Source organism: Achromobacter sp. SX5, assembly GCF_056711425.1.
This window is the reverse complement of the sequence record NZ_CM160041.1, coordinates 1,217,508-1,243,224: the sequence shown is the minus strand read 5'-3', so window position 1 is coordinate 1,243,224 and position 25,717 is coordinate 1,217,508. Positions and strand designations below refer to the sequence as shown.

The following is a 25,717-nucleotide window of genomic DNA, read 5'->3' as shown; positions in this document are numbered from 1 at the left end:
CGCTCAGGCGAACAGATAATCCGGCAGCGCGCCGTTCTCTTCGGGCGGGCGCAGCGGGCCGAAGCCCGCGCCGCTGCGCTCGATCGCCTCGGCGATGGCGTCCATGTCCTCGCTGTCCAGTTCCAGCTCCGCGGCACCCAGCAGCCCGTCCACCTGCGCCGCGCTGCGCGCGCCCACGATGGCCCCGGTCACGCCCGGCCAGGCCAGCGTCCAGCCCGCCGCCACCGCGGCGACGGTCGCGCCGTGGCGCTCGGCGACCGGCTTGAAGGCCTCGGCCAGCGCCAGGTTGCGCTCGATGTTGGGCGTGGCGAATTCCGCGTTGCGCGCGCGCCAGTCGTCGGCCGGCAGCGCGCGGGCGCGCTCCAGGCTGAAGCGCCCGGTCAGCAGGCCGGACTGCATCGGGCTGTAGACGATGACGCCGGTGCCGTTGCGCGCGCACCAGGGAATCAGGTCGCCGCCGGCGCCGCGCTGGATGGCCGAGAACGGCGGCTGCAGCGTGTCCACGTGGCCCAGCGCCTCGGCGTGCTGCAGTTGCGCGAGATTGTGGTTCGACAGTCCCACCGCCCGCACCTTGCCCTCGCGCTTGAGGTCCAGCAGCTCCTGCCAGTACGCCTCCAGCGGCGTGCCGTCGCCCGCCGGCCAGTGCATCTGGTAGAGGTCGATGCGCTCCACCCCCAGACGGCGCAGCGAGTCCTCCAGTTCGCGCCGGATGCTGGCCGGCGCGCCGGTGCGCCGCGGCATGGCCTGCGGCTGCTCGGCGGACCAGGTCAGGCCGCACTTGGTGAATACGTACGGCCGTTCCGCTGCCGGCATCTGCGCCAGCGCGCGGCGCACGATTTCTTCGGAATGGCCCAGGCCGTACACCGCCGCGGTGTCGATCCAGTTGATGCCGCGCTCCACGGCCCTGCGGATCGCGGCGATGGAATCGGCATCGTCCTGCGGGCCCCAGCCCACCGCCCAGCCGTTGCCGCCGATGGCCCAGGCGCCCAGGCCGATGCGGGTGATCGCCATGCCGGTGCTGCCCAGCGGGCGCGTGGGAAAAGAAGTCCTGCTCATCGCGTTCCGTCCTGATCGATGCCGTCGGCCAAGTGTGGCAAAACGGCAAAATTTTCGCTATTGCGATGATATTCCCGCAAGCCCTTGATTTTCCTGGACTTGGCTTGGAAAAGACTTTCCCGGGCTGCCCAACAAATACGCAACCGTCACTCGACGGTCCGCCGCCGCCCCCACTTTTTCACAACTTTTTTGTTTTTTGCCGCAAACCGACTTGCACGCAAAATTTAGTTCGTGCATAATCTCGTTTCTTCGCCAACGGCACTAAACAAAACCGGTGACGAGCAGAAAAGTGAAGCAGACGCAACACTTAAAAGCCAGTCGGAATTGATTAGAAAACGGGGGTATAGCTCAGCTGGGAGAGCGCTTGCATGGCATGCAAGAGGTCAGCGGTTCGATCCCGCTTACCTCCACCAGTCCAAAGCGAAGAAAGCAGTCCAAGTCCCCTTCGTCTAGAGGCCTAGGACATCACCCTTTCACGGTGAGTACAGGGGTTCGAATCCCCTAGGGGACGCCAGTTCGCTGGTAGTAAATGCAGTACCTAGATGCAGTTGAAGTGATCTAGTTTGAGTAAGCCGCTGCGGAGCGGTAGTTCAGTTGGTTAGAATACCGGCCTGTCACGCCGGGGGTCGCGGGTTCGAGTCCCGTCCGCTCCGCCAAAAGCTCCTTGAACGGGATCTTTCAAAAGCTCCGTATTCGGGGCTTTTTGCTTTTTAGGGTGTAAGGCCTGGTTGCCGGCAGTCTGTGGCAACAAGGTAACCTGGGGGGTATAGCTCAGCTGGGAGAGCGCTTGCATGGCATGCAAGAGGTCAGCGGTTCGATCCCGCTTACCTCCACCAGTAAGTAGTACGGTAGTAATATCGCAGCAGTTCGTGCGATACGCAGTCCAAGTCCCCTTCGTCTAGAGGCCTAGGACATCACCCTTTCACGGTGAGTACAGGGGTTCGAATCCCCTAGGGGACGCCAGTTCGCTGGCCCTATTTTGCAGTACCGCTGCCTTGACACCGCAGCGATGAAAGTCGTCAAGCACACCGCTGCGGAGCGGTAGTTCAGTTGGTTAGAATACCGGCCTGTCACGCCGGGGGTCGCGGGTTCGAGCCCCGTCCGCTCCGCCAAGAATTCAGGAAAGCCCTGTAAGCCCTTGCTTACAGGGCTTTTGTCATTTCGGCGCCAGCCTGATTGCGCCCTTCCCCTCCCCCCTTCCCCTGCCTGCCTGCGACGCCAGCCGCCTAGGACTTACCCTTAAATATGTTGTTGATATATTTAATGGATATTAGACTGTGCCGCAAATCACCGCTCCGATTTCCACATCCACAAGGGGAAACCATGAAAACACTGACCCGCGCCCTGGCCGCCGCCGTCATTTCGGCATGCGCCGCCGGTTCCGCCGCCGCGGCGGACGTCACCTGGCGAGTGCCGACCTCGGTTCCGGAAGGCTCGCCCTTCTACAAGAATTTCCTGGAACGTTTCGCCGCCAACGCCAAGACCCTGACCGGCGGGCGCGTGGAGATCCAGCCCTTCGGCGCGGGCGTGATCGTGCCGGCGCTGAAAGTGTTCGACGCGGTGCAGGACGGCGTGGTCGAGGCCGGCCATTCCACCTCCAGCTACCTGGTCAACCAGAATCCGGAAAACGCCATCTTCTCGGGCTTTCCGGGCGGCATGGGCCCCGACGCCTACAAGGCCTGGCTGTACGAGGGCGGCGGCAAGCAGCGGCTGGAAAAGCTGCGCGCCGGCCAGGGCCTGAAGACCATGATCGTGGGCATCGGCTCCTCCGAGATCATGGCGCACGCCAACAAGCCCATCCGCAACGCCGAGGACCTGAAGAACCTGAAGTACCGCACCTCCGGCCCCTGGGCCGAAGTGATGCGCGACTACTTCGGCGCGGTACCGACCGTGGTGCCGCCGGGCGAGACCTATACGCTGCTGCAGCGCAAGGGCGTGGACGCCGTGGAGTGGGCGCCGCCGTCGGCCAACATGCCCGAGGGCTTTCACCAGGCCGCCAAGTACATCGTGGTGCCGGGCGTGCACCAGCCCACTTTCATGTGGGAAGTGGTGGTGAAGAAGGAAACCTGGGACAAGGTGCCGGCCGACCTCAAGCCGCTGATCGAGGCGGCCGCCGAACTCACCACGCAGCAGAGCCTGGACTACTTCTACGACGCCGACATGAAGGCCATGGCGAAATACCGCAGCGGCCGCAACGAGATCATCACGCTGGCCCCCGAATTCGTGAAGCAGCTGTCCGACGCCGGCAACGACTGGATGCGCAAGACGGCCGAGGCCCGCAAGGCCGCCGGCAAGCCTGAGATGGCCGAGGTGCTGGCCGACTACCAGGCCTATCACGAGCGCTGGAAGGCCGAGAGCGGCTATCTGGTCCGCAACTGACGCACGGTGAGGAAGGCGATCATGCTCGATGTCCTGGCCCGGTTCGCCAATGGCGTATCCCGGTTCGCGTCCCTGCTGGCCAGCCTGGCGGCGGCGGTGCTGACCCTGTCGATGGTTTACGAAGTCTTCGCGCGCTACGTGTTCGACGCGCCCACCGCGTGGGCGTTCGACATCGCTTACATGAGCAACGGCGCGGTGTTCCTGCTGGGCATGGCCTATGTGCTGCGCGAAGACGGCCACATCCGCATCGACGTGCTGCGCAACCGCCTGCCGGCGCGCGTCAACGACGCGGTCCAGGGCGTCGCCTACCTGCTGATCCTGGCGCCGTTTTTCGGCGTGCTGTCCTGGATCGCGCTGTCGCACTCCTGGCGCGCCTGGGTGCGCCAGGAGGTCGAGACGGTCAGCCCCTGGGCGCCGTTGATGTGGCCTTTCTATCTGCTGATCGCGATCGGCCTGATCGCGATGACCCTGCAACTCGCGGCCGAAGGACTGCGCGCCTTCGCGGGCCAGCGCGCATCGGCCACGAAGGAACATTGATGAATCCGACTGTCGCCGCCCTGATGTTCCCCGGGATGTTCCTGCTGATTTTCCTGGGCATCCCGGTTTCCCTCGCGCTGTTCATTCCCGCCATCGTCGGCGGCTGGTTCGCCTTTGGCGGAAACGTTTTCAACCAGCTCTACGGCGGGCTGTATTCCGCCGCCACCAACTACGTCCTGTCGGCGATTCCGATGTTCGTGCTGATGGGCGCGATCCTGGAACGCTCGGGGATCGCCGCGCGCCTGTTCCGCACCATGCAGCTGTGGCTGGGACGCCTGCCCGGCGGCCTGGCCGTGGCCACCATCGCCATGGGCGCGACCTTCGCGGCCGCGGCCGGCGTGGTCGGCGCGGTCGAGGTCATGGTGGGCCTGATGGCGATTCCGGCGATGCAGCGCTTTCGCTATGACAACTCGCTGATCGCCGGCACGATCTGCGCCGGCGGCTCGCTGGGCACCATGATTCCGCCCTCGGTGGTGGCCGTGGTGTACGCCTCGCTGGCCCAGATCTCGGTGGGCGAACTGTTCGCGGCCATGCTGTTTCCCGGCCTCATCATGGTGGGCCTATTCATCCTGTACATCATCGGCGTGTGCGTGCTCAATCCGAAGAAAGGCCCGCCCGCCGACGCCGAGGACATGCGCCTGCCGCTGGCCGACAAGCTGCGCATCACGCTGAGCGGGCTGGTGCCCACGATGCTGCTGATCTTCGCGGTGCTGGGCTCGCTGATGGCCGGCATCGCCTCGCCGACCGAGGCCGCCGCCGTCGGCGCGATCGGCGCCCTGGTCCTGTGCATCTGCTACGGCCAGTTCAGCATCCCGATGCTGCGCGAGTCACTGGCGATCACGGTGCGGATCTCGGCCATGATCCTGCTGATCGTGGCCGGCGGCATCATGTTCACCGGCATCTTCGCGGCCAACGGCGGCTCGCGCCTGATCCAGGGCCTGACCGCGGACCTGGGCCTGGGCGTGAACGGCACGCTGGTGCTGTTCCTGGTCATCGTGTTCCTGCTGGGCTTCGTGCTGGACTGGACCGCCAACGTGCTGATCTGCGTGCCGCTGTTCCTGCCGGTGCTGACGGCCGCGGGCGTGGACCCGATCTGGTTCGGCACGCTGGTGATCATCGTGATCCAGACCAGCTACCTGACGCCGCCTATGGCCTCGTCGATCTTCTACCTGCTGTCGATCGCCCCGCCCGACATGAAGTACGGCCAGGTATGCCGGGGGGTGATCCCCTTCATCCTGGTGCAGTTCTTGACGCTGGCCCTGGTGGCGCTGTTCCCGGTCCTGGCGACCTGGCTGCCGCAGCGCATCGTGGGGTTCTGAACCATCTGGCTGACGGGCCCGCGCGGCCCGGCTTTCTCCCGCTAATACGGGTCCTTTTTTGCATTAGGAAGAGTTATGAATATCGAAGGAGTCCTGGTACCCATCGTGACGCCGTTCGGCGCGGACGGCGGCGTCAACGCCGACGCCCTGCGGCAGCTGGTGGATCGCTTCGTGGAAGCGGGCGTGGCCGGCATCGTGGCCTGCGGCACGACCGGCGAGTTCTACGCGCTGGAAGACGCCGAGCGCGAGCTGGTGCTGCGCACCGTCGCCGAGGCCGCGCGCGGGCGCATCACCCTCATCGCCGGCATCAACGCGCTGTCCACGCCGCAGGCCATCCGCAACGCTCGGCAGGCGCAGGAACTGGGCTACCAGGGCCTGATGCTGACCGCGCCGCCGTACAGCCTGCCCGAACAGGCCGGCATCCTGGCGCACTTCCGCACGGTGGCCGCCGCCACGCCGCTGCCCATCATCCTGTACGACTTCCCGGCGCGCATCGGCGTGCAGATCGCGGTCGAAACCATCACCGAGCTGGCCCGCATCCCCAACATCGTCGGCATCAAGGAAAGCAGCGGCAACTTCAACCGCGCGCTGGCCCTGATCCAGGCCCGCATCCCGGACTTCCAGATCGTCAGCGGGTCCGACGACATGGCCGCCGACTTCCTGTTCTGGGGCGTGCGCAGCTGGATCAGCGGCGGCGCCAACGTGTTCCCGGCCGAGCAGGCCGCCATGGTCAAGGCCGCCGGCGAACAGCGCTGGGACGAAGTGCGCCGCCTGATGAGCGGCATGTACCCCGTGATCCAGGCCATGGAATCGGGCGACTACAACCAGAAGGCCAAGCTCGGCTGCCGCCGCCACGGCGTGGACGCCGGCACGGTGCGCCTGCCGCTGGCGCCGCTGTCGGCCGAGGACGAGCGCGCGTTCATCGCGATGCTCGACGCCTACCAGGGATAAGGAGCGAGCCATGCCTCAAACCAAAGAGCGGATATTCGAGCAGGCCCGCGCCGGCCAGCTTTGGGCGGGCCACCTGATTCCCGGCCACGCCGCCCCCGGCGCCCGCCTGGAGAACACCACGCCCATCGACAACAGCGTGATCGGCGCGATCGAGGCCGGAACCGCGGCCGACGTGGACCTGGCCGTGCGCGCCGCGCGCGCCAGCTTCAAGTCCGGCGAATGGTCGGGCCTGGCGCCGGCCGAGCGCAAGCGCGTCATGCTGGCCTGGGCCGACCTGCTGACCGAGCACGCCGAAGAGCTGGCGGCGCTGGACTGCATCGACGCCGGCAAGCCCATCACCGAATGCCTGAACACCGACCTGCCGGCCACGCTGGACACGTTCCGCTGGTACGCCGAAGCCGTGGACAAGTGCTACGGCCGCATCTCGCCGACCGGCTCCGAGGCGCTGGGCCTGATCGTGAAAGAACCCATCGGCGTGGTGGGCGCGGTGCTGCCGTGGAACTTCCCGGCGCAGATGTACGCCTGGAAAGTGGCGCCGGCGCTGGCCGCCGGCAACTCGGTGATCGTCAAGCCGGCCGAGCTGACTTCGCTGAGCGCCTACCGCATGACCCAGCTGGCCCACCAGGCCGGCATTCCGGCCGGCGCGCTGATCCTGGTCACCGGCCTGGGCGAAGAGGTGGGCCAGGCGCTCGGCCGCCACATGGACGTGGACGTGGTCTCGTTCACGGGCTCCACGGAGGTGGGGCGCTACTTCCTCAAGTACTCGGCCGAGAGCAACCTGAAGGAAATTGTGCTGGAGTGCGGCGGCAAAAGCCCGCAGGTGATTTTCGAGGACGCCGACCTTGACGGCCTGGCCGACCACGTGCTGGCGGCCGCCTTCTGGAACATGGGCGAGAACTGCAGCTGCGGCTCGCGCCTGATCGTCCAGGCCGGCATCAAGGACGCCCTGCTCGAACGGCTGCGCCAGCGCCTGTCGGAATGGAAGGTGGGCCTGCCCACCGATCCCGAGGTCAAGATCGGCCCCATGATCGAGCGCGCGCATTTCGACAAGGTGCGCGGTTTCCTCGAAGGCGCCGCGGCGCAGGGCGCGCGCCTGGCGCACGGCGGGCGCATCCACGCGGAACTGGGCAGCGGCTGGTACATCGAGCCGACGGTGTTCGACGCCGTGGCGGCGGACTCGCGGCTGTTCCAGGAAGAGGTGTTCGGCCCCATCCTGGCCGTCACGACCTTCGAGACCGAGGCCGAGGCCATCGAGCTGGCCAACGACAGCCACTACGGCCTGGCGGCCTCGCTCTACACCCGCGACGTGCGCCGCGCGCAACGCGTGGCGCGGGCCATCCAGGCCGGCACGGTGTCCATCAACGGCTTCTCCGAAGGCGACATCACCACGCCCTTCGGCGGCTACAAGCAGTCCGGCTTCGGCGGCCGCGACAACGGCCTGGAAGCGCTGGACCAGTACCAGCAGGTCAAGACCATCTGGTACGTCAACTGAGCGGCGCCGGGGGCCCCGGTGGCCGCCCGGCTTTCTCACCCTTCGATCACCGTGTGGGTGAATTCCATCAGGTAGCTCATCAGCGCGTCGGCCCCGGCCATGGCGCGCTCGGGGTCGTTGGCGTAGATGCCCTCGGCCTCCATCAGGTGGCATTGGGCGCCGCGCTCCAGGTCGCCTTCGTGCTGGAAGGCGTACCAGAACCGCCGGCACTGGATGATCATGGGAATGATGGCCTGCACCGCGTAGGGGTTGCGGCTGGCTTCGTGGTTGACCCGGTCCAGGGCCTGGTCGGCGTGCATGTAGCCGGCCAGGTCGCCGCGGCTGGCGGCGTCGACCATGTCATGCGCATGCTGCAGCAGCTTGGCGCGCTGCTCCGGCGTGGCGCGGCGCGCCGAGGACATGGCGATCAGCCGCTCCAGCACGCGGCGCGTTTCGATCAGGATCAGGTGCTCGGCGATGCGGATTTCGCTCACGCGCAGGCCGCGGCGCGGCTGCTGCTCGATCAGGCCGCTGGCCACCAGGCGCATCAGCGCCTCGCGGATGGGCGTGCGGCCCAGGCCGGTCATCTGGATCAGGTCGCTTTCGACGATGGGCTGGTTGGGTTCGAGCTTGAGCGTCGCGATCATCTGTTCGATCGCATCGTAGGCGGCTTCGGTCGCGCGGGTTTTGACGACGGGCGGGGCTTGTTTCATGGCGATGATGACCAGAATCCCTGCAACAGCCGCGGCCGCGCCGCGCCGGCCGGCAAGCTCGCTGCACGGATCGTTAATATTTTTTGAGTATATTAGATTCGGGACCGCGCCGCACGGGCCTATCCGAAAAGCCTGCCGGGTCTGCGCCCGGTACGCGCAGACTCGTCCGTTTCGCCATCTGGACAGCAGCGGGCCGCGCCGTCATCCTTTACGTTCGTGCCCTGCGAAATGAAGAGGACTACGTGACCGCGAAAGCCGCCGCGCCCCATGCGCACCGACAGCATCTGCAGGACATCATCGCCGGCCTGAACGAAGGCATCATTCTGCTGGAATCCAATGGCGCCATCGCCTGGGCCAATGACAGCGCCCTGGCCCTGCACGGCGCCGGAAAGCTCGAAGAGCTGGGCGAAACGCCCGCCGGCTACCGCAAGCGCTACACCCTCACCTACCGCAACCATCACCGCCTGCCTGCCCGCCAGTATCCGCTGGACCGCCTGGCCGCCGCCGAGCCGTTCGAGGAACTGATGCTGGACCTGCGGCGCAAGGACGACGAGGAATTCCTGCGCAACGTGCGCGCGCGCGGCCTGAACCTGGAAAACGGCGACGGCGCGGGCTTTCGCGTGCTGATCCTGCACGACCAGACCGAACAGATCAACGCCGAGGAGCGCTTCGAGCGCACCTTCAACGCCAATCCCGCTCCCGCCCTGATCTGCCGGCTGGCCGATCTGCGCTACGTGAAGGTCAACCAGGGCTTTCTGGAAATGACCGGCCATACGCGCGATACCGTGCTGGGCAAGTCCACTTATGAGCTCGACGTGCTGGACGGCGGCGAGGACAAGGAAGCCGCGGTCGCCCGGCTCGACGAGGGCCGGACCATCCCCCAGCGCGAAGGCGTGGTCAAACTGGCCGACGGCGGCGAGAAGTTCGTGATCGTGGCCGGCCAGCCCATCGACATGAACGGCGAGCCCTGCATGCTGTTCACCTTCATCGACCTGGAGGCCCGCAAGCGCACCGAACTGGCCCTGCGCGAAAGCGAGGAGCGCTTCTCCAAGGCCTTCCGCCTGGCGCCGGTGCCCATGGCGCTGTGCGAGGCCGACGACCTGAGCGTGCTGGACGTCAACGACGCCTGCGTGGCGGCCACCGGGGTGCCCGCGGAAAAAAGCGTCGGCCAGGCGCTGACCGAGCTGGGCCTGCAGTCCTACGACGGCCTGGCCGCCAGCCTGCGCGGCGGCGAAAGCCTGCGCAACCGCGAGGCCGCGCTGCTCACGCATGACGGCGGGCAGCTGGACTGCCTGGTCTCGGCCGAGCCCGTCATGATCGGCGGCCAGCGGCGCCTGCTGGTGGTGATGCACGACATCACCGAGCGCAAGCGCTCCGAGACCGAACTGCTGACCGCCATCGAGGCCGTCATGCAGGACACCTCCTGGTTCAGCCGCGGCATCATCGAGAAACTGGCGCAGCTGCGCCAACCCGCTCCCGCCACGCGCGACGTCGCCGAACTGGCGCAGCTGACCTCGCGCGAGCGCGAGGTGCTGGGGCTGATGTGCCAGGGCCATGACGACGACGGCATCGCCAAGACCCTGAAGCTGTCGCGCAACACGGTGCGCAACCACGTGGCCACCATCTACAGCAAGATCGGCGTGCACCGCCGCAGCGCCGCCATCGTCTGGGCGCGCGACCGCGGCATCACCGGGCATGAATCGGCCCGCAAGGCCGACAGGCGGCGCCCGGAATGAGGTCCGGGTTATTTACAATTAGATGCAAAATAATCGGCCCGGGCGCGTCGCCGAAGATGCGGCCGAGTTAACGGAAGCGGCAAGCCAAAATCCGCTAATTTCCGCCAAAAATACATCAATCAGCAGCTAATTTCTTCCATACCAGGCCGATTGCGCAAACCCTGCGCGGCTTCTTACGATCCGCCGGACCTGCCCTTGCCCAGCAAGCGGCTCGATTCCGCCAGACCGACAGGAGCCCGTTCATGCAGACCGCCTATATTCCCGTCCCGACTCCCGCCCGGCCCGCCGCCCCCGCCGCCTGGAGCGCCGCCGACATCCTGGCGCTCTACGAGCTGCCGTTCATGGACCTGGTGTTCCGCGCCCAGCAGACGCACCGCGCCCATTTCGACCCCAACGTCATCCAGCTCTCCAGCCTGCTGTCGATCAAGACCGGCGGGTGCCCCGAGGATTGCGCCTACTGCCCGCAGTCGGCGCACTACGACACCGGCCTGGACGCCGACAAGCTGATGCCGCTGGCCGACGTGGTGGCCGCGGCGCGCCAGGCCCAGGCCGGCGGCGCGCAGCGCTTCTGCATGGGCGCGGCCTGGCGCAGCCCCAAGCCGCACCACCTGGACGCGGTGGCCGAGATGGTCAGCGCGGTCAAGGCGCTGGGCCTGGAGACCTGTGTCACGCTGGGCATGCTGCGCGAGGGCCAGGCCGAACAGCTCAAAGAGGCCGGCCTGGACTACTACAACCACAACCTGGACACTTCGCCGGAGTTCTACGGCAAGATCATCTCCACCCGCACCTACCAGGACCGCCTGGACACGCTGGAGCGGGTGCGCGAGGCCGGCATCAGCGTGTGCTGCGGCGGCATCGTCGGCCTGGGCGAATCGCGGCGCGAGCGCGCCGGCCTGATCGCCCAGCTGGCCAGCATGGACCCCTACCCCGAATCCGTGCCCATCAACAACCTGGTCCAGGTGGAAGGCACGCCGCTGGCCGGCGTGGACGCGCTGGACCCGTTCGAGTTCGTGCGCACCATCGCGGTGGCGCGCATCGCCATGCCGCGCGCCGCGGTGCGCCTGTCGGCCGGGCGCGAGACCATGGACGACGCGCTGCAGGCGCTGTGCTTCATGGCCGGGGCCAATTCCATGTTCTACGGCGACGCGCTGCTGACCACCGCCAACCCGCAGATGGAAGCCGACCAGCGCCTGCTGGCGCGCCTGGGCATGCGCGTGGACGCGGCCGGCCACGACGGGGAGCCCTCGGCGTGCCGCTGACGCCCGGCCTGCTGTACCTGCTGGCCAGCGTCGCATGCAGCGTGACGGTGGCCGTGCTGCTCAAGCTGGCCCGGCGCTGGCGGATCGACGTGGGCCAGGCCATCGCCATGAATTACCTGGTCGCCGCCCTGCTCTGCTGGGCCGTGCTGCGCCCGGACGCCGCCGGGCTGCTGGCTCCGCGCACGCCGTGGCTGGTGCTGGCCGCGCTGGGCGTGCTCCTGCCCAGCGTGTTCCTGGCCATGGCGCAGGCGGTGCGCCATGCCGGCATCGTGCGCAGCGACGCCGCGCAGCGGCTGTCGCTGTTCATTCCGTTGCTGGCCGCTTTCCTGCTGTTCGGCGAACCGCCCAGCGCCCGCAAGCTGGGCGCGACGCTGCTGGCCGCCGGGGCGCTGTACTGCCTGCTGCGCCGCGCCCCGCCCGCGGCCGAGGACGGCCCCGGCGGTGGCCGCGCGGCCTGGCTGTGGCCGCTGGCGGTATGGCTGGGCTATGGCGTCATCGACATTCTGTTCAAGCAGATGGCGCGCGCCGGCACCGCGTTCGCGGGCGGCCTGCTGCTGGCCTTCGTCATCGCCGGCCTGCTGATGCTGGCCTACCATCTGCTGCGGCGGACGCGCTGGGAGGCCCGCCACCTGGCCGCCGGCGTAGCGCTGGGGCTGGCGAACTTCGGCAACATCCTGACCTATATCCGCGCGCACCAGGCGCTGCCCGAGCACCCCGCGCTGGTGTTCGCGTCGATGAACATGGGGGTCGTCACGCTGGGCACGCTGGTCGGCGCGCTGGCGTTTCGCGAGCCGCTGTCGCGCCTGAACCTGCTGGGCATCGCCCTGGCCCTGGCCGCCATCGTGCTGATGGCGCCCTGGTGACCCTGGGCAGGATTCAGGTGCCGGTGCGGATCTCGCGTTCGTCGCCGGGCTCGGCCGTTTCGTCCGAAGCGGCTTCGGCGGCATCCGCCGCAGCCGGTTCCGCGGGCGGAACGGCCGCCGACGGATCGGGCTGCACCATCTCCATGGCGATGTCGTTCTCGGGATCGACGCGCGGGTCCAGCACCGCCGCCGCCGGCGAGCTCTGCAGCGTGTCGGGCATGGGCACGAAGTGCGTGGGCGCCTCTTCCACCTGGTGCGCGCCGGTGACGCGCGTGGGACGCACCTGCCAGACCAGGATCACGGCGCAGGCCGATATGAACACGTAGTACATGCTGGGGCCGGCCATCGACATCATCACGCCGGCGATCATGGGGCCGACACAGGCCCCCACCCCGTAGGTCATGAGCAGCACGGCCGACAGGCTGACCCGGCGTTCGGACTCGACGTGGTCGTTGGCGAAGGCCGCGCCCAGCGGGTACAGCGTGAACTGCAGCACGCCGAAGATGCAGGACATGGCGACCAGCGCCCAGTACGGCAGCGCGATCCAGCCCCACATGACGATGGGCAGCAGCACCAGCAGCAAGGCGTTGAAACGGATCATGCCGGCGCGGTTGATGCGGTCGGACAGCCAGCCCATGGGCCATTGGGACAGCAGGCCGGCGGTCACGGCGGCGGCCACGAAGATGGCCGCCTGCGAGGTGGACAGCCCGTGCTTGGCGGCGTAGACCGCCGCCAGGCCGTAGAAGGCCCCGGACAGGTTGCCCGCCACGAACAGCACCGTCATCGACAGCGGCACGCGCTGCATGAAGAAACGGATGTCCAGCGGCGCGGGCAGCGGCGTGGGCGGGTGGGAGCGGGCCGTGACGGCGATGGGCACCAGGCACAGCACCAGGCACATCGCCACCAGGGTCAGCGGGCGCAGGTCCAGCGTGGCGTAGGCGGTCAGGGCCAGCTGGCCCAGCACCGTGCCCAGGCCGGACACCACCATGTAGACGGAGAACACGCGGCCGCGCTGGTGGTTTTCGGTCTGCTCGTTGAGCCAGCTCTCGATGACCATGAATTCGGTCACCATGACGATGCCGGAGATGACGCGGAACACCAGCCACAGCGGCATGGATTCGACCAGCGTCTGGGCCAGGATCATGCTGGTGGCGATGGCGGCGCAGGCGACGAAGGCCCGGATGTGGCCGACGCGGATGATGAGGCGGTGGCCCAGGCGGGCCCCGCACACCAGGCCCAGGTAGTAGCCGGCGATCAGGGCGCCGATCCATACCTCGCTGACCGATTGCGCGGTCAGCCGAAGGCCCATGTAGGTGTTGAACAGACCTGTGCCGATCAGCATCAGCAAGGTCGCGAAATACAGCGACGAGAATGAGGAAAGGGTGGCGAGCATGGCGTCGGCGACCGCTGCTGTCGGTAGCGCCGCGGGCCGCAAAGGCGGCCCGCGGCGTCGAGCGGTAAAACGGAAACGGCTGGGGGGTCAGACCTGCGACAGCATGGTGGCGGCGTCGCTGACTTCGAACTTGCCGGGCGCCTCGACGTTCAGCTGCTTGACCACGCCGTCGACGATCAGCGCCGAGTAGCGCTGCGAGCGCACGCCCATGCCGCGCTGGACCAGGTCCAGCTCCAGGCCCAGGGCCTGGGTCCACAGCGCCGAGCCGTCGGCCAGCATGCGGACCTTGCCGTCGGTTTTCTGCTCGCGGCCCCAGGCGCCCATGACGAAGGCGTCGTTGACCGCCACGCACCAGATTTCATCGACGCCCTTGGCCTTGAGCGCGTCGGCCTGCTCCACGTAGCCGGGCAGGTGCTTGGCCGAGCAGGTGGGCGTGAACGCGCCCGGCACGGCGAACAGCGCGATGGTCTTGCCGCGGACCAGGTCGGCGACCTGGAACGCGTTGGGGCCCAGCGAGCAGCCGGCGGTTTCGGTCTCGATGAATTCGGTCAGGGTGCCGTCGGGCACGCGGTCGCCGACTTTGATCGTCATGGGGAATCTCCAGGGGTAAAGGGATACGGCTTCGGGGGCGGAATCGCCCCGCAGGCTCCATCATAGTTCTTGCGCGGCCCGGGCGCTGCAAAGCCCGGCCGGGGAAAAGAAGATGCACAGTCTGATACGACTCTATACCGCCCCTACATGGCCTCGAAACGGCTGATTGTCATAATATGCGGGATATTTTCGTGTGACAGACACCCACGCCCGCGGAGATTCACCGATGCGCAAGATCCTGACCCGCCTGGCCTGGGCGCTGGGCGCCGCCGCTCCCCTATGGACCGCCCCCGCCTGGGCGGCCCCCGACGCCAGCGAACAGATCCAGTACGACTCCTTCGTCATGGCCGCCGGCGCCTCCAACGGCGCGGCCCGCGCCTGCGGCGCCTCCGAGCCCGACCTGGCCCAGCACCAGTCCAACTCCCGCAAGAACCTGCTCCAGTACGCCCAGGAATACGGCTTTTCGGCGGCCGCGTACGACGCCGAATTCCAGAAGGGGCAGGCCCAGGGCAAGACCATGATGGACGACATGAAGCGTTCCGGCGTCGACGGCTGCCGCGGCGTGCTGGGCGGCTTCCAGAACGAACGCGTCATGAGCTACGAGGACATGAAGAACGCCCTGGCCGAGGTCAACGACGGCCTGCCGGGAGAAGACGCCAAGTAGGCGGGCGATATGATGTGCCATCCCCATCGATGGCACTTCCTATGCTCCGCCTGCTCTGCGCCTCGTTCCTGGGCCTTGCCGCCCTCTTCCATTCCGGCGTGCAGGCCGGCGCCGAACTGCTGCACAGCGAACGCTCGCGCTTCGGCGCGGTCCTGGTGTTCGAGGAAAACGGCGAGCGCTGCATGAACTTCAACACCATGGTGGACTTCGGCCGCCAGACCTGCATGGACCTGGCCGACCCCGAAAAGCTGGTGTTCTCCTACACCCGCATGATGATGAGCGCGCTGTACGCCAAGCCGGCGCCGGCCAGCATACTGATCGTCGGCCTGGGCGGCGCATCCTTGCAGAACACCCTGGCCAGGCTGCTGCCCGAGGCGGTCATCGACACCGTGGAAATCGACCCCGCGGTCGGCAAGGTCGCCGCCGCCTACTTCGGCTACCGCGAAGGTCCGCGCCAGCGCCTGCACATCGAGGACGGCCGCGCCTACATCGAACGCGCGCATCGCGAGAACCGGCTGTACGACATGGTGATGCTGGACGCCTTCGACGTCGACTACATCCCCGAACACCTGATGACGGTGGAATTCCTGGAGCACGTCAAGGCGATCCTGACGGACGACGGCGTCGTGGTCGCCAACACCTTCACCAACAGCCGGCTGTACGAACGGGAATCGGCCACGTACGCGGCCGTGTTCGGGACCTTCTTCAACCTGCGCGAATCGAACCGGGTGATCGTGGCGGCGCGCGGGCCGCTGCCGGGGCGCGATGTCCTGGCCGCGAACGCGGCGCGATGGCGTGGCGCGCTGGGCCGCATCGGGGTCGAGCCGGAGCGGGCGCTGGACCGGTATGGCTCGACCCTGGTGGCGGTGGAAGGGGTGGAGTTGTTGCGGGATTGAGCGGGGCGTAGGATGGGTGCAGCGCGAGAATTCTTAAGCAAGCACTCAAGTATCCAGCGCGCGTGTTCTTGTCTGGAGCGTCTCGCGCTGCACCCATCCTACAGCCCCTTCTGCTTGAACCAGTCCAGCATGCGGGTCCAGGCCTGTTCGGCTTCGGCCTTGCGGTAGGACGGGCGGTAATCCGCGTGGAAGGCGTGCGGCGCGTCGGGGTAGACGTCGATGCGCGAGGCCTTGGCCGGCGTGGGGCCTTCGGCCAGGGCGAGCCGCATGCGGTCCACGTCGGTCTGCGGGATGCCGGCGTCCTTGCCGCCGTAGGCGCCCAGCACCGGCGCCTTCAGGTCCTTGACCAGGCTCAGCACCGAGCGGGGCTTGAGCTCGCTGGGTTCGCCGCCAAGCTGGCCGTACCACGCGGCGCCGGCCTTCAGCCTGGGGTTGTGGGCGGCGTAGAGCCAGACCTGGCGTCCGCCCCAGCAGAACCCCAGTATGCCTAGGCGGTCCGGGTCGCCGCCGTTGGCGGCGGCCCAGGCGGCCGCGGCATCCAGGTCGGCCTGGGCCTGGGCGTCCGGCACCTTGCTGATCACTTCGGCCTGCAGCTTCGGAATGTCGGTGTACTTGGACGGGTCGCCCTGGCGCGCGAACAATTCCGGCGCGACGGCCAGGTAGCCCTGGTGGGCCAGCCGGCGGCAGACGTCCTGTATGTACTCGTGCACGCCGAAAATCTCCGACACCACCAGCAGCGTGGGCAGGTTTTTCTTGCCCTGCGGCGCCGCGCGGTAGGCCGGCATGCGGCCGTCCTTCACCGGGACGTCGATCCTGCCGGCGGTCAGGCCGGAGGCGTCGGTGGAAATCGCGGTCTGGGCCACGGCCTGGCCGGCCGCAAGCGAGAATCCCGCCGCCACCGACGTGGCGATGAATCCCCGCCGGTCCAGCCGCAGGGGCGGAAGCAGGCTGTCGAACTGCGCGTCCTGGTCTTTCATCGAGCATCTCCTGGCAAAGGCCGGCCCGGGGCGCAGGCGCGCCCCTCGCGGCCAGCCGGGTTCACTTCAGAGAGAAGTCCACGCGCGAGGGCAGGCCCTCGTCCTTGATGCCGTCGGCGTCCAGTTGCGGCGCAACGATGAACACCCGATCCGCGAGTCCTTCCTGGGCTTGCAACTTCTCGTAGACTGCCTGCGCGCGCGCGTCGGCCAGCTGGCGCAACTGCTCTTCGCCCACCGGCGCCGCCTTGCGCAGCATTGCTTCCATCTGTTCGGCCGGCACCGACTTGGCGATGCCGATGAAATTACGCGGCTTGTCCTCGATGTCCGTGTCGTCGTAGATCTCTTCCAGGTACTTGGCGCGCTCGGCGGCCGACACCTGCACGCCGGCCGGATTCGGCTTCTTGCCGCGCGGGGCCGTGTCGGCGGCCTTGGCGGCGCGGATCTGGCCGTCGACCCAGGCCTGGCGCAGGCCTTCCATGTCGGTCTTGGGATCGGCGCGGCCGCTGATGTCCATCTTCAGCGCGGGGCGGTCGGCCAGCGCCTTGGTCAGCGTGTCGATGCGCTGCACGCTGTCCTCGGTCAGCGCCGCGCTGCCGGGCGCGAACTCCACGTAGGACAGCTCCTCGCCGCCGCCGAAGGCCGAGGCCAGCAGGCTGAAGGGCGAGGTCACGGCCTTGACCACCAGGTTCATCAGCACGCGCACCACGATGCCGCCCACCGAGAACTGCGGATCGTCCAGCGAGCCGGACACCGGCAGGTTGATGTCGATATTGCCGCGCGCGTCCTTCAGCAGCGCCACCGCCAGCAGCACCGGCAGCTTGGTGGCGTCGGGGCTGTTGGTCTTGTCGCCGAAGGTCAGCTGGTTGAGGATGACGTGATTGGTGGCCTGCAGCGCGCGGTCCTTGATCTTGTATTCCAGGTCGACCGAGAGCTTGCCGCGCTTGATCGGGTAGCCCACGTACTTGGCCGAATAGGTGTTGAAGCGCGGCAGGTCCACGCCCTTGGCCGTGGCCTTGAGGTCCAGCGTCAGGTACTTGGCGAAGGGCTGCACGATGCCGCTGATCGACAGCGGCGCCGTGGTGTAGACGCGGCCGGTGACCTTGACCTTGGCGGGCTGCGGATTGGTGGAGGACACCGCCGTGATCGAGCCTTCGATGCTGGACAGCTCGGCCACGTAGTTGGGCTTGACGAAGCGGTCGGTGAAGGTCATGCGGCCGCGGTTCAGCGTGACGCTGTTGACCGCGATGTCGGGCATGGCGCTGGCGCCGCCCTTGGCCGGCGCCGCCGCCGGCGGGGCCTTGTTGCGGCCCGGCGTCTGCGTGTCCTGGGTGATCGAGCCGCCGGCCTGGCCGGGCGCGGCCACCAGGTCCATGACGTTCAGCCGTCCCTGCGCATTGAGCAGCACCCGGCCGTAGAAATCCTCCAGCGCGATGTCGCCCAGCCTGGCGCCGATCTTGTCGCCCGCCACCGAGATGTCCATGCCCGAGAAACCCAGCCGCTTCCAGTTCAGGAAGTCGTCGTTGTTGACGCGGTCCTGCAGGTCCACGTCGGTGATTTCCACCCCGCCCTTCCAGCCGGCCTTCATGGGCGCGTTGCCGGCCGCGGCGGCGAATTCCGCATTGCCCTTGGCGCCCAGCGTGATGGCGCGCACCGTGGCGTTCAGGCTGGAGGCCGCGTACGGCGCGAAGGTGGCGACGTTCAGGCCCGACAGGTCCACCGCGGTCTTCACCGTCAGCGGCTGCGGCGTGAAGACGCCCTTCAGGTCCAGCTTGCCGTTGCCCTGGACGCCGGCCGCGGCCAGCGTGAAATTGCTCTGGCCCGGTCCCATGGCCAGGCGGTCGGCGGTGACACGCAGGCTCTGCAGCGCCAGGTCCAGCGCCGGCTTGAGCGATTCGTCGCGCGCCTTGAAGCCGGTCAGGTCGGCCTGCACGCCAGTCGCCGACGCATCGACCGCGCCGTTTTGCTCGCGCACGTGCACCTGCGCGGCCGCGGCCAGCCGGCCGTCGAGCAGCGCGATCGGCGCGGCGTTGCGCACGGCCGGCGCCAGCGGCGCCAGCGCGACGTTGCCCAGCCGCACGCCCAGCTCCAGCGACAGCGGCTTGATGACCAGCGGCCCCTTGGCGCGCAGCCAGCCGCCGTCGGTGCTGTTGTCCATGGTCAGCCACAGGTTGATGGGCTCGCCCTCGACCTGCGGCAGCGCCACGCCTTCGACGGTGGCGGCCAGGCCGGTCATGACGTAGTCCAGCTTGCTGACCGCGTCGTTGACGTACAGCTCGCCCTCGTGCAGGTTGAAGGCGTCCAGATTGACTTTCCAGTCCGCGGGTTCGGGCGGCGCGGCGGGGGCGGCGGGCGGCGCCGCCGCGCCGGCATCGGCGGGCGTGGCCGCCGGCGCCGCAACGGCTGCCGCGGCGGGCGCTGCCGGATGCTCGGCCGGCTTCAGGCCGCTGGCCTTGCGCAGCTTGTCGGCCACCGGCGTGGCGGTGGGCTCGACGCCGCCGAGCTGCTTGAGTTTGGCCACCACGTCCAGCCAGTTCAGCTGCGCATTGGCCTGGCGCCGCACGTGGATCTGCGGCGCCCACAGGCCCACCTCGCCCACGTAGACGCGGCGTTCGATGGGCTCGAGTTCGAGGCGGCTGACCGTCAGCGCGCTCCAGGCCGCCAGGCCCTGGCCGGCGGTGTCGCGCAGGTCCAGCCGGCGCAGCCCCAGGTCGCCCATGACGCGGATCTTGGGCGGCGCGTCCTTGGGTTGCTCGAACACGACCTGCAGATTGGAATCGAGCAGCGCGCTTTCCAGCTTGAACGGCAGCGGCATGGGCCAGACGTCGGCCCACTTCTCCAGCTGCAGGCCGTCGAACGCCACGCGCAGCGTGGACGAGGGCACCACGTCGAAGGGCCGCGCCACGCCGGTCAGGTCGAAGGGGCTGCCGTTGATGCGCAGGTGCAGGCGCGGCTGCACGTCGATGTCGGTGGCGTAGCCGAAGGTGGAGATGAAAGGCACGCCCACGCCCAGTTCGTCGACCACCTGCTTGCGGCCGGTGACCTTGTCGTCCAGCGTGATGGAGCCGTTCTCGATGACCATGTTGTTCAGCGAGAAACGGGGCAGCCCGGCGTCGGGCTCGGGCGGCGCTTCGGGCTGGGCGGCCGCCATTTCGGCCACGCGTTGCTGAATGTCAGAGAAATTGAAGCGCGTGACGTCCTCGCGCACGATGGCGATGTTAGGCTCGCGCAGCGTCATGCGGTCGACCACGGGCGCGAACCAGAACAGCGAGGTCCAGGCCGCGCTGGCGTCGAGTTCGGCCAGCGTGAGCAGCGGCGTTTGCGAGCCGGGCTGGGCCACGGCCAGGTCGCGCGCGCGAACGGTCAGCGTGAAGGGATTGAAGCTGATCTTGCCGACGGAGACGTCGCGGCCGATCATCTTGGAGACGTCCTGCGTGAGCACGTCGGCCAGGACCTTGGGAACTTGCCAGGCGGCGACGCCGAAGAGGATGAGTATGAATGCCGCAATGCCTAGAAGAATTTTGCCGACCCGGCCTGACAACCGAAGTTTTGGCATCCGCAAGGGCATTGCGCGTCTCCTGATACGAATTGAAGGCCGTGCGATTCCGTCCTTCTAATGACTACAGGCGCGATTATCGCGCCCCCTTCACCGCTCGTCTATCATAGGCGCAACAGCGGCCTTGTCCGGCCCGCCGGGGCCGCCCTTTTCAATCATTAACAATTCTCGCTTCCGATACCCATGTCCACGTCCACCCCAACCTTGAGCCACCTGGACGAAGCCGGCCAGGTCCGCATGGTCGACGTCATCGCAAAGACGGACACCGAGCGCGTGGCCGTCGCCGCCGCCTCCGTGCGCATGAACGCCGTGGCCTACGGCCTGCTGACCCAGCCGGGCCAGGGCAAAGGCGAGGTGCTCAACACCGCGCGCGTGGCCGCCATCCTGGCCGCCAAGCGCTGCGCCGAGCTGATCCCGCTGTGCCACAGCCTGCCGCTGTCCTTCGTCGGCGTGGAGTTCGCGCTGGACGACTCGGCGCACCGCATCGACATCCTGGCCACCTGCCGCACCAGCTACAAGACCGGCGTCGAAATGGAGGCCATGACGGCCTGCAGCGTGGCCGCGCTGACCATCTACGATATGTGCAAGGCTGCCGACAAGGGCATCGTGATCGAACAAGTTCGCCTCAAGTACAAGGCGGGAGGAAAAAGCGGTGAGTGGCGCAACGATTAATCTTCTGTACTTCGCGCGCGTGGCCGAACTGGTCGGCAAGCGCGCCGAAGCCTGGCCCCTGGAGGGCGAATCCACCGGCGCGCAGCTGCTCGCCGCGCTGGGCGAACGCTATCCCCAGCTGGCGCCGGCCGCGCGCCTGAAGCTGGCCATCAACCAGACCCACTCCAAGCCCACGGCGGTCATACGCGCGGGCGACGAGGTCGCCGTATTCGAACCCGTGACCGGAGGTTGAACGCCATGATCAGCGTCCAGGAAGCCGACTTCGACGGCGCCGCGCTTACGGCCGCCCTGCGCGCAAGCGCCGGGCCGGGCGTGGGCGGCATCGTCACTTTCGTGGGCTACGTGCGCGACTACGCGCCCGACACGCCCACCGACACGCTCTTTCTCGAACACTATCCCGGCATGTGCGAGCGCGAGCTCGAAGAGATCGCCGCCACCGCCCGCGCGCGCTGGAACCTCGCCGGCACGGTGATCGTGCACCGCGTGGGCGCGCTCGCGCGCAACGCGCAGATCGTCTTCGTGGCGGCCGCCAGCGCCCACCGCGGCGACGCCTTCCGGGGCTGCGAATACATCATCGACGCGCTCAAGACCCGCGCGCCTTTCTGGAAGCGCGAGACCCTCGCGGGCGGCGACAGCTTCTGGGTGGAACAACGACAATCCGACCAGGACCGCACGCAGTCCTGGGATGAAGAAAGCCCCGCCACGAAGGAGCATCCATGAACGAAGAACGCCCTGTTTCGCTGGCCTGCGCCGTGCTCACGGTCAGCGACACCCGCAGCGCCGGCGACGACACCTCCGGCAACCTGCTGGCGCAGAGCCTGGCCCGCGAGGGCCACCAGTGCGTGCGGCGCGACATCGTCAGGCACGACCGCTACCAGATCCGTCGCATCCTGAGCGAATGGATCGCCGATCCGGAAGTGCAGGTCATCATCACCAGCGGCGGCACCGGCTTCGCCCCGCGCGACCAGACCCAGGCGGCGGTGCAGCCGCTGCTGGACCGCGAGGTGCCCGGCTTCGGCGAACTGTTCCGCCAGCTCTCGCACGGCCAGATCGGCAGCTCGGCGGTCCAGTCCGGCGCCTTCGCCGGCCTCGCCAACCAGACCCTGATCTTCTGCCTGCCCGGCTCGAACAACGCCTGCGAAACCGCCTGGGAGCACATCCTGCGCGAGCAGCTCGACAGCCGCCACCGGCCCTGCAATTTCGCCACGCAATTCAAGAAACGCGAAGAAGAAGACTGACCCATGCTCGATTTCGATCAAGCCCAGACCCTGCTGGCCCACGCCGCGCAGCCGCTGCAGCGCAGCAGCGAAGTCGACCTGGCCGAGGCCGCCGGCCGCGTGCTGGCCGTGGCGCTGGACGCCACCGTGGACATTCCGCCGGCCGACAACAGCGCCATGGACGGCTACGCATTGCGCGAGGCCGACTGGACGCCCGAGGCGCGCCTGCCGGTCCAGCAGCGCTGCTACGCCGGCGACGTGCCCGAACCGCTCAAGCCCGGCCACGCCATCCGCCTGTTCACCGGCAGCCTGATTCCGGCCGGCGCCGACAGCGTGGTCATGCAGGAAGACGCGGCCGAGGCCGACGGCAGCGTGCAGATCTCGCGCCGCCCCACGCCGGGCGAACACATCCGCCGCCGCGGCGAGGACACCCTGGCCGGCGCGCCGCTGCTGCCCGCGGGCACGCTGCTGGAAGCCGCGCACGTGGCGCTGATGGCCTCGCAGGGCCTGGCCCGCGTGCGGGTCTACGACCGCCTGCGCATCGGCATCCTGACCACCGGCGACGAACTCGTCCAGCCCGGCCAGCCGCGCGCCGCGCAGCAAATCTACAACTCCAACGGTCCCATGCTGGCCGCGCTGGCGCGCGGCATGGGCGCCGAGCCGGTGCACGTGCTGCATGCGCGCGACACCGAGGCGGACCTGCTGGCGGCGTTCAAGACCCTGCTGGCCGACTGCGACCTGGTGCTGACGGTGGGCGGCGTGTCGGTGGGCGAGCGCGACCTGGTCAAGCCGGCCCTGGCCACCCTGGGCGGCGAACTGGCGCTGTGGAAAGTGCGCATGAAGCCGGGCAAGCCGGTGGCGCTGGCCACCATAGACGGCAAGCCCGTGGTGAGCCTGCCCGGCAATCCGGTGTCGTCGTATGCGGTGTTCGCCATGCTGGTCTCGCCGCTGGTGCGCCGCATGCAGGGCCGCGAAACCCTGTTCCCGCCGGTCAGCCGGCTGCCGCTGCGCACCGAAGCGCCGCGCCAGGACGCGCGCGAGGAATTCCTGCGGGTGCAGCGCCGCCCGGCCGAGGACGGCGGCGCCGAACTGATCCCGTACCGCCACCAGGGCTCGGGCGTGATCAGCTCCATGCCCTGGTCCACCGGCCTGGCCCGGCTGCCCGCGGACGTGCCGGTGCACGACCGCGACCGGGTAGTCTATTACGACCTACGCCACTGGCTGGCGTAGCGCGGCGGCGGCGTCAGCCGCCGATATAGCTCATTTCGATCTTGCGCGACGGGTCCGCCATGTTGCGGCCGCGCTGCTCCGAGTAGTTGTCGGCGCGGCCGGCCCAGATGCCGGCCAGGATGCGCGCCAGCTCCTCGTCGCTGGCGCCGTCGCGCAGCGGCGCGCGCAGGTCGTAGCCTTCGTGCGCGAACAGGCACAGGAACAGCTTGCCTTCCGGCGACAGGCGCGCGCGCGTACAGCCGCCGCAGAAGGCGTGCGTGACGCTGGAGATAACCCCGATTTCGCCGCCGCCGTCCAGGTAGCGCCAGCGTTCGGCCACGCGGCCCATCTCGCCGTCGCTGATCGGCTCGATCGGGTGGACCGCGGCGATGCGGTCCAGCACTTCGCGGCTGGGCACCACTTCGGCCAGGTTCCAGCCGTTGGTGTTGCCCACGTCCATGTATTCGATGAAGCGCAGGATGTGGCCGCTGTTGCGAAAGCGCTCGGCCATCGGCAGGATCTGGCCGTCGTTCAGGCCGCGCCGCACCACCATGTTGACCTTGACCGGGGCCAGCCCGGCCGCAGCCGCGGCGTCGATGCCGCGCAGCACGTCGTCCGGCGTGAAGCCGCTGTCGCTCATGTCCTGGAACATGGCCGGGTCCAGCGCGTCCAGGCTGACCGTCACCCGCGTGAGCCCGGCGCGCTTGAGATCGGCGGCCTTGCGCGCCAGCACGCTGCCGTTGGTGGTGAGGGTCAGGTCCAGCGGACGGCCTTGCGGCGTGCGCAGCCCGGCCAGCAGCCCCACCAGGTTTTCCAGGTGCTTGCGCAGCAGCGGCTCGCCGCCGGTCAGGCGGATCTTTTCCACGCCCAGCTGCGTGAAGATGCCGGCCAGCCGCGTGATTTCCTCGAACGACAGCAGCGCCGAATGCGGCATGAAGGTATAGCTGCTGTCGAACACCTCGCGCGGCATGCAGTAGGTACAGCGGAAATTGCAGCGGTCGGTGACCGAGATCCGCAGGTCGCGCAGCGGCCGCGCGCGCCGGTCGAGCGCGGGCTGGCCGTCGGGCGGCAGTTCTCCGGGGACGAGGCCGGCCGGACGGCCGTTGCGATGATCGGCAAGGAGTATCACTTTGCTCATGGATGCATCATATCCCGGCGCCCGGCCCCGATGGAAAGGCTTCTTGCAGGGTCTGCAGCCGTCCCGTGTCGCGCGCGTCATAACCAGCCAGCTGGCCGACATAGCCGATGTAGTCGGGGCTGCGCATGATGGAAAGCAGGCCTTGCATGGCCGCCGTCTCCAGCGCCGACTTGCGGATGGCGAAGAAGTAGCGCTCGCGCACCAGCGGAATGAAGTCCAGGCCGAAGCGGCAGGCCGCGGTCTCCACCCCCATGCCGGTATCGGCCATGCCGCTGGCGATGTGCGCGGCGATGGCCATGTGGGTGAATTCGTTGGTGTCATAGCCCTGCACCTGGCCGGTCGTCACCCCCGCGCGCTGCAGCATCAGCTCCACCAGGTGGCGGGTGCTGGAGCCGATCTGGCGGTTGACGAAACGCACGTCGGGACGCGCCAGGTCGGCCATGCCGCGTATGCCCTTGGGGTTGCCGGCCGTGACGAACAGGCCGGCGTTGCGCACCGCCAGGTGGATCAGCAGGCAGTCGTCGGCGTGCAGCCACTGCGCATAGCGCGCCATGATGGGCGCCTCGAACTCGCCCTGCGGCACCTGGAAACCCGCTAGGTCGCATTCGTGGCGCTCCAGCGAGGCCAGCGCCTCGATCGCCGTGCGGTAGCGCAGCTCCAGGCCGGGCTTGCGCCCGCTCATGTGCTGCATCAGCGACTCGACCGCGAAGCCGTGGCTGGCATGCAGCCGCAGGTGCGGCCCGCTCTCGGGCAGCAGGCGCTCCAGTTCCTCCTGGAGTTCCGAGGCCATGCTTTCCAGCGTGGGCATGAGGCGCGCCTCGATGCGCCGGTTGGCCCACAGCAGGCGCTGCGCGAACGGCGCCAGTTGCGTGCCCTGGCGGCGGGCGGTGATGAGCAGCTGGGTCCCGAATATGTCCTCGAACCGCCGCAGCACGCCCCAGGCATGCCGGTACGACAGCCCGCAGGCGCGGCAGGCGCCGGCGATGTTGCCCGTGGCGTCGATGGCCGCCAGCAGCGCCAGCATGTCCTGCAGGGGCACCGCCGCCGATCCGTCCTCGCCGCCCAGCGTCCATTGCGGGCGCAGGCCGATGCGAAACTTATATGTCATTTATTTCTTATTGAT

General features: G+C 68.3%; 23 protein-coding genes and 6 tRNA genes. 21 read left to right on the top strand and 8 right to left on the bottom strand.

Translation table 11 applies throughout. From position 1 onward, the window contains the following. Positions 1-3: 3 nt before the first annotated feature. On the bottom strand, positions 4-1,011 hold the full coding sequence (locus AC1M14_RS05785) for an aldo/keto reductase (protein ID WP_168202206.1): 1,008 nt from the start codon (positions 1,009-1,011) through the stop codon (positions 4-6). Positions 1,012-1,393: 382 nt separating this feature from the next. Between AC1M14_RS05785 and AC1M14_RS05780 the strand changes: the two genes are divergently transcribed. From AC1M14_RS05780 to AC1M14_RS05730, 11 genes are all read left to right on the top strand, one after another. Then, a tRNA-Ala gene (locus AC1M14_RS05780) sits at positions 1,394-1,469 on the top strand. Positions 1,470-1,494: 25 nt separating this feature from the next. After that, a tRNA-Glu gene (locus AC1M14_RS05775) sits at positions 1,495-1,570 on the top strand. A gap of 65 nt (positions 1,571-1,635) precedes the next feature. Next, positions 1,636-1,712: transfer RNA gene (locus AC1M14_RS05770), tRNA-Asp, on the top strand. Between the two features lie 104 nt (positions 1,713-1,816). After that, positions 1,817-1,892 (top strand) — tRNA-Ala (locus tag AC1M14_RS05765). A gap of 51 nt (positions 1,893-1,943) precedes the next feature. Then, a tRNA-Glu gene (locus tag AC1M14_RS05760) sits at positions 1,944-2,019 on the top strand. A 72-nt stretch (positions 2,020-2,091) separates the two neighbouring features. After that, positions 2,092-2,168 (top strand) — tRNA-Asp (locus tag AC1M14_RS05755). Positions 2,169-2,379: 211 nt separating this feature from the next. Then, positions 2,380-3,435: a TRAP transporter substrate-binding protein DctP gene (gene dctP / locus AC1M14_RS05750; RefSeq protein ID WP_102773716.1), complete on the top strand. Its 1,056-nt coding sequence runs from the start codon at positions 2,380-2,382 to the stop codon at positions 3,433-3,435. A gap of 21 nt (positions 3,436-3,456) precedes the next feature. Then, positions 3,457-3,972, top strand: a complete 516-nt coding sequence (locus AC1M14_RS05745; protein WP_479731187.1) for a TRAP transporter small permease subunit — start codon at positions 3,457-3,459, stop codon at positions 3,970-3,972. Then, positions 3,972-5,291 (top strand): TRAP transporter large permease, encoded by a 1,320-nt coding sequence (locus AC1M14_RS05740; protein ID WP_479731186.1) that lies wholly within the window; start codon positions 3,972-3,974, stop codon positions 5,289-5,291. The genes AC1M14_RS05745 and AC1M14_RS05740 overlap by 1 nt, the downstream gene beginning before the upstream one ends. 75 nt (positions 5,292-5,366) lie before the next feature. Then, the gene (dapA, locus tag AC1M14_RS05735) at positions 5,367-6,242 is read left to right on the top strand and encodes a 4-hydroxy-tetrahydrodipicolinate synthase (protein ID WP_102773719.1); all 876 of its coding nucleotides are present in this window, start codon (positions 5,367-5,369) and stop codon (positions 6,240-6,242) included. A gap of 10 nt (positions 6,243-6,252) precedes the next feature. Next, on the top strand, positions 6,253-7,734 hold the full coding sequence (locus AC1M14_RS05730; RefSeq protein WP_111825677.1) for an aldehyde dehydrogenase: 1,482 nt from the start codon (positions 6,253-6,255) through the stop codon (positions 7,732-7,734). A gap of 35 nt (positions 7,735-7,769) precedes the next feature. Here AC1M14_RS05730 and AC1M14_RS05725 read toward each other — a convergent pair whose 3' ends face one another. Then, on the bottom strand, positions 7,770-8,426 hold the full coding sequence (locus AC1M14_RS05725) for a GntR family transcriptional regulator (RefSeq protein ID WP_102773721.1): 657 nt from the start codon (positions 8,424-8,426) through the stop codon (positions 7,770-7,772). 242 nt (positions 8,427-8,668) lie between these two features. On the opposite strand from AC1M14_RS05725, the gene AC1M14_RS05720 reads away from it, so the two are divergent. The 3 genes from AC1M14_RS05720 to AC1M14_RS05710 all read left to right on the top strand — a co-directional run bounded on the left by AC1M14_RS05720 (position 8,669) and on the right by AC1M14_RS05710 (position 12,284). Then, positions 8,669-10,162, top strand: a complete 1,494-nt coding sequence (locus AC1M14_RS05720) for a helix-turn-helix transcriptional regulator (RefSeq protein WP_102773722.1) — start codon at positions 8,669-8,671, stop codon at positions 10,160-10,162. Positions 10,163-10,404: 242 nt separating this feature from the next. Further along, entirely contained in the window at positions 10,405-11,421 is a 1,017-nt protein-coding gene (gene bioB, locus AC1M14_RS05715; protein ID WP_479731185.1) for a biotin synthase BioB, read from the top strand. Further along, positions 11,418-12,284 (top strand): EamA family transporter, encoded by an 867-nt coding sequence (locus tag AC1M14_RS05710; RefSeq protein WP_479731789.1) that lies wholly within the window; start codon positions 11,418-11,420, stop codon positions 12,282-12,284. Before bioB ends, AC1M14_RS05710 begins: the two co-directional genes overlap by 4 nt. Before the next feature lie 13 nt (positions 12,285-12,297). Here the strand turns inward: AC1M14_RS05710 and AC1M14_RS05705 are convergent, their stop codons facing one another. Both AC1M14_RS05705 and AC1M14_RS05700 read right to left on the bottom strand, forming a co-directional pair. Then, the gene (locus tag AC1M14_RS05705; RefSeq protein ID WP_479731184.1) at positions 12,298-13,677 is read right to left on the bottom strand and encodes an MFS transporter; all 1,380 of its coding nucleotides are present in this window, start codon (positions 13,675-13,677) and stop codon (positions 12,298-12,300) included. An 87-nt stretch (positions 13,678-13,764) separates the two neighbouring features. Further along, entirely contained in the window at positions 13,765-14,268 is a 504-nt protein-coding gene (locus tag AC1M14_RS05700) for a peroxiredoxin (protein ID WP_102773725.1), read from the bottom strand. A gap of 226 nt (positions 14,269-14,494) precedes the next feature. Between AC1M14_RS05700 and AC1M14_RS05695 the strand changes: the two genes are divergently transcribed. Continuing rightward, on the top strand, positions 14,495-14,932 hold the full coding sequence (locus AC1M14_RS05695; RefSeq protein WP_111825680.1) for a hypothetical protein: 438 nt from the start codon (positions 14,495-14,497) through the stop codon (positions 14,930-14,932). A gap of 41 nt (positions 14,933-14,973) precedes the next feature. Beyond that, on the top strand, positions 14,974-15,828 hold the full coding sequence (locus AC1M14_RS05690; protein WP_479731183.1) for a spermidine synthase: 855 nt from the start codon (positions 14,974-14,976) through the stop codon (positions 15,826-15,828). Between the two features lie 98 nt (positions 15,829-15,926). On the opposite strand, the gene AC1M14_RS05685 is transcribed toward AC1M14_RS05690, so the two are convergent. Both AC1M14_RS05685 and AC1M14_RS05680 read right to left on the bottom strand, forming a co-directional pair. Next, entirely contained in the window at positions 15,927-16,805 is an 879-nt protein-coding gene (locus AC1M14_RS05685) for a dienelactone hydrolase family protein (RefSeq protein ID WP_479731182.1), read from the bottom strand. A gap of 61 nt (positions 16,806-16,866) precedes the next feature. After that, on the bottom strand, positions 16,867-20,370 hold the full coding sequence (locus AC1M14_RS05680) for a DUF748 domain-containing protein (protein WP_479731181.1): 3,504 nt from the start codon (positions 20,368-20,370) through the stop codon (positions 16,867-16,869). A 171-nt stretch (positions 20,371-20,541) separates the two neighbouring features. Between AC1M14_RS05680 and moaC the strand changes: the two genes are divergently transcribed. The 5 genes from moaC to AC1M14_RS05655 are packed head-to-tail and all read left to right on the top strand — an operon-like array spanning position 20,542 to position 23,477. Beyond that, positions 20,542-21,030 (top strand): cyclic pyranopterin monophosphate synthase MoaC, encoded by a 489-nt coding sequence (gene moaC, locus AC1M14_RS05675; protein ID WP_102773730.1) that lies wholly within the window; start codon positions 20,542-20,544, stop codon positions 21,028-21,030. Then, positions 21,011-21,262: a MoaD/ThiS family protein gene (locus AC1M14_RS05670; protein ID WP_102773731.1), complete on the top strand. Its 252-nt coding sequence runs from the start codon at positions 21,011-21,013 to the stop codon at positions 21,260-21,262. The genes moaC and AC1M14_RS05670 overlap by 20 nt, the downstream gene beginning before the upstream one ends. A 5-nt stretch (positions 21,263-21,267) precedes the next feature. Next, on the top strand, positions 21,268-21,750 hold the full coding sequence (locus AC1M14_RS05665; protein ID WP_168202168.1) for a molybdenum cofactor biosynthesis protein MoaE: 483 nt from the start codon (positions 21,268-21,270) through the stop codon (positions 21,748-21,750). Next, positions 21,747-22,268 carry a molybdenum cofactor biosynthesis protein B gene (gene moaB / locus AC1M14_RS05660; RefSeq protein ID WP_102773733.1) on the top strand — a complete coding sequence of 174 codons (522 nt, stop codon included), beginning with the start codon at positions 21,747-21,749 and terminating at the stop codon, positions 22,266-22,268. The genes AC1M14_RS05665 and moaB overlap by 4 nt, the downstream gene beginning before the upstream one ends. 3 nt (positions 22,269-22,271) lie before the next feature. Further along, positions 22,272-23,477, top strand: coding sequence for a molybdopterin molybdotransferase MoeA (locus AC1M14_RS05655; RefSeq protein ID WP_102773734.1), 1,206 nt, complete (start codon positions 22,272-22,274; stop codon positions 23,475-23,477). Positions 23,478-23,490: 13 nt separating this feature from the next. Here the strand turns inward: AC1M14_RS05655 and moaA are convergent, their stop codons facing one another. Then, complete coding sequence (gene moaA, locus AC1M14_RS05650) at positions 23,491-24,594, bottom strand: GTP 3',8-cyclase MoaA (RefSeq protein WP_111825685.1); 1,104 nt, start codon at positions 24,592-24,594, stop codon at positions 23,491-23,493. A gap of 7 nt (positions 24,595-24,601) precedes the next feature. Beyond that, positions 24,602-25,702 (bottom strand): substrate-binding domain-containing protein, encoded by a 1,101-nt coding sequence (locus tag AC1M14_RS05645; RefSeq protein ID WP_111825686.1) that lies wholly within the window; start codon positions 25,700-25,702, stop codon positions 24,602-24,604. Positions 25,703-25,717 lie beyond the last annotated feature (15 nt).